3 protein-coding genes are annotated in these 2,896 nt (G+C 53.3%); 2 read left to right on the top strand and 1 reads right to left on the bottom strand.

What is annotated here, in order from left to right; translation table 11 throughout:
* The coding region (locus H6B10_RS13800) for a mandelate racemase/muconate lactonizing enzyme family protein (RefSeq protein ID WP_204652132.1) at positions 1 to 956 on the bottom strand (956 nt) is incomplete at its 3' end.
* A gap of 232 nt (positions 957 to 1,188) precedes the next feature.
* Between H6B10_RS13800 and H6B10_RS13795 the strand changes: the two genes are divergently transcribed.
* Positions 1,189 to 1,779, top strand: coding sequence for a helix-turn-helix domain-containing protein (locus tag H6B10_RS13795; protein WP_204652131.1), 591 nt, complete (start codon positions 1,189 to 1,191; stop codon positions 1,777 to 1,779).
* 458 nt (positions 1,780 to 2,237) lie between these two features.
* The gene (locus H6B10_RS13790; protein ID WP_243427396.1) at positions 2,238 to 2,495 is read left to right on the top strand and encodes a DUF4368 domain-containing protein; all 258 of its coding nucleotides are present in this window, start codon (positions 2,238 to 2,240) and stop codon (positions 2,493 to 2,495) included.
* Positions 2,496 to 2,896: the final 401 nt, after the last annotated feature.

The following is a 2,896-nucleotide window of genomic DNA, read 5'->3' as shown; positions in this document are numbered from 1 at the left end:
CAGTCCGCCTCGGTGATATTCTGCTTGGCAGCAACCAGGCTCACACCGGCGGCAATGGCCACCTTGGTCTCCAGCATGCAGCCTACCATGCACTGTACATGGTTTGCCTCGGCAATGGCGTTGATCTTTTCTGCCGGGTACAGGCCGCCGCACTTCATCAGTTTGATGTTGATGATGTCCGCCGCATCGATCTTGCAGGCTTTCGCCGCGTCAATGGGGGAGTGGACCGACTCGTCCAGCATGACTTTCAGGTCCACCTTGGAACGCACAAACCGCATGCCGTCCAGATCCCAGCTGGGCAGGCACTGTTCCACGGCTTCCACACCCACCTGTTCAAATGCTTTCAGGGTACGTACCGCATCGCTGACCGTGTAGCCTTGGTTGGCGTCCACACGCAGGCGGACGTTGGGGCCTACCGCCTGGCGGATCAGGGTCAACGCCTGGATATCCTCTGCCGGGTTGATGCCGGCTTTGATTTTCAGGATGGTGAAACCGTCCTTCTCCACCCGTTCCCGGGCTTCGGCGGCCATGGCTTCCGGCGTGTCGATGCCTACCGTCATGTCGGTGACGATCTGGTTCACGTTGCCGCCCAGTACTTTGTACAGGGGTTGGCCCATCAGCTTGCCCTTGATATCGTACAGGGCAATGTCCACCGCGGCCTTGGCCGAAGTGTTGCCCGCCAGCAGCCGGTCCATCATGCCGTGGATGCCCTCAATATCCAGCGGGTCCATGCCGATCAGCCCGGTGCGGAACAGTTTCAGCGCTTCCAGCACGGTGGCGGTGCTCTCGCCGGTCACCGGCTCAAAGGGGGCGGCCTCACCGATGCCCCACAGGCCTTCGTCGGTGGTGATCTTCACCAGCACGTTCACCGAATGATCCTGTACCGCAAAGGCGATACGGAAGGGCTTTTTCATGGGGATGCGGATGGTTTCCACCTTTACATCTGTGATTTTCATGGGATGCCTCCTGCACAGTAAATTTTTATATAATTTTACTATTTCTAAAATTCATCGTCAAGAGTTTTCGGCTTTTTTCACTTTTTCGAATAGTTTTGGAGAAGATGGTGGGGATATGTTTGATTTTTGGGGTAAAATTTTTAGAAATAGCAAAAATTTTCTCGCTTATTTACGCACAGGCTGTTTTGTGATATACTGTAAACGAAATTTTTACAGAAAAGCGGGAGGTTCTATGCTGGGCGAACAGGTACGAAATATTCGGAAAAAGCGGGGCATCACCCTCAAGGAACTGGCCGAAAAGACCGGCCTGTCTATCGGGTATATCTCCCAGATCGAGCGCAACCTTACCGACCCGTCCCTGTCCACCCTGCGCAAACTCAGCGCCGCCCTGGACGTCCCCACCTATCTGTTTATGGGAGGCGAGAGCAGCACCGGCCTGACGACCCGCCAGGCGGACATGATGATCCTCTCCCAGCCCAACTCCAATATACGGTATCATCTGCTTACGCCTATGCCCAACGGGGAGTTTGTACCTCAGTCGCTGGTCATACGCTTTGAGCTGGAACCTCACTGCAAGGACGGCGACCTGCCGGTGATCCATCCCAGTGAGGAGATCCTCCTTCTTGAACAGGGGCAGCTGGATGTACTGGTGGAGTCCGAGACCATCCACCTGAACGCCGGTGACACCACTGTGGTGCAGTCCAACCTGCCCCACATCGTTTCCAACCCTGGAGATACCACAGCGGTGGGGCTGGCGGTGTTCACCCCGGCCATTTGGTTTCCCAACAACCGGCGCACCCTCAACCGCGGTGGCGAAACCTGATCTTTGCAAAAAGTACCGGGACGATAGCCGCCCTGTGGAGCAGGTCCGGGTCCAGGATCGTCTGGCGCAGTATATCCTGCGCCGGAAGCAGTACCGGCCGCATTTTGCAACCCTGGAACTTTCACAGTTATATGATCTGATCGGTGTCACCAAAAACGGCGTCGCCACCCTGGCCGTTGTGTTAAGGATTACTTGCGTTTTGCCGCCAGCCATGGAGCTGTACCGAAATCTTTGCCTATCAATGAATGGAAACCTATCTTTCATATCGAAGCAGAGAGGGTACAACCTTTCTCCGGAAAAGAGGCTTTTATTTAATTGCAGGCTCACTAAAATCAGCGCAACTGCATTAGCGCTAAACCCAAGTAATGCAGGCAAATTTATGCCCGTGCCATATCCTAAATCTAAAACAGATATGCCAGATTCGAATTGGGCCGTGTAACTGTTCAACCAATTGGCATATGTTCATCTCTTTGGTGCGAAAGTACACCCGCGCACGCAAGCTCACGCCCCGGATGCTCAACGAATTGGTTGAGAAGATCGAGGTTTACAATGCGGAGAAAATTGATGGTGTATGGGAGCAGCGGCTTCGCATCCATTATAACTGCGTGGGAGAAATCACAATCCCTAAAATACTGCCCCTGCCCATCCCTGATGTGACCGTCAATACCCGAAAGGGCGTGTTCGTGAACTACATCCCAGCCGAAATCGCCGGATGAAAACAATAAAAAAAGACGAGTGTTCTTACAGCTTTTCAAATGCTATAAGAACACTCGCCATGGTTGCGGGGACAGGACTTGAACCTGCGACCTCCGGGTTATGAGCCCCGGGGGGTTGTTTGTCCGGCACACCCACAGTGAGGATTTTCCCTTTTAGGAGAATCCTCCCTATTGGTTGCGTTTGCAAATTCTTGGTGTTTTGCCCGGTTTGCACAAGTATCGTGGCCGTTCTTCGTTGGGTTTGGTGATGGCTTTGTATCGCAGAGGTTGGTATCCTTTGTGTCAAACCAAACAAAGGAGTGGTCAAAATGGCAAGCATCCGAAAACGAGGGCAAAACAGTTATCTAATCGTAGTATCCCGCGGCTACGATTACCAAGGAAACCGGCTGAAAGCTGCACAG

The sequence above is a fragment of the Gemmiger formicilis genome (assembly GCF_016901605.1).
GTDB classification, from domain to species: Bacteria; Bacillota; Clostridia; order Oscillospirales; family Ruminococcaceae; genus Gemmiger; species Gemmiger formicilis_B.
This window is presented reverse-complemented; position numbering and strand designations above follow the sequence as displayed.

Excerpts from the sequence above, each read along its gene's own strand:
- H6B10_RS13795 (WP_204652131.1), top strand. The coding sequence starts at position 1,189 with ATGCTGGGCGAACAGGTACGAAATATTCGGAAAAAGCGGGGCATCACC.
- H6B10_RS13790 (WP_243427396.1), top strand. The coding sequence starts at position 2,238 with ATGTTCATCTCTTTGGTGCGAAAGTACACCCGCGCACGCAAGCTCACG.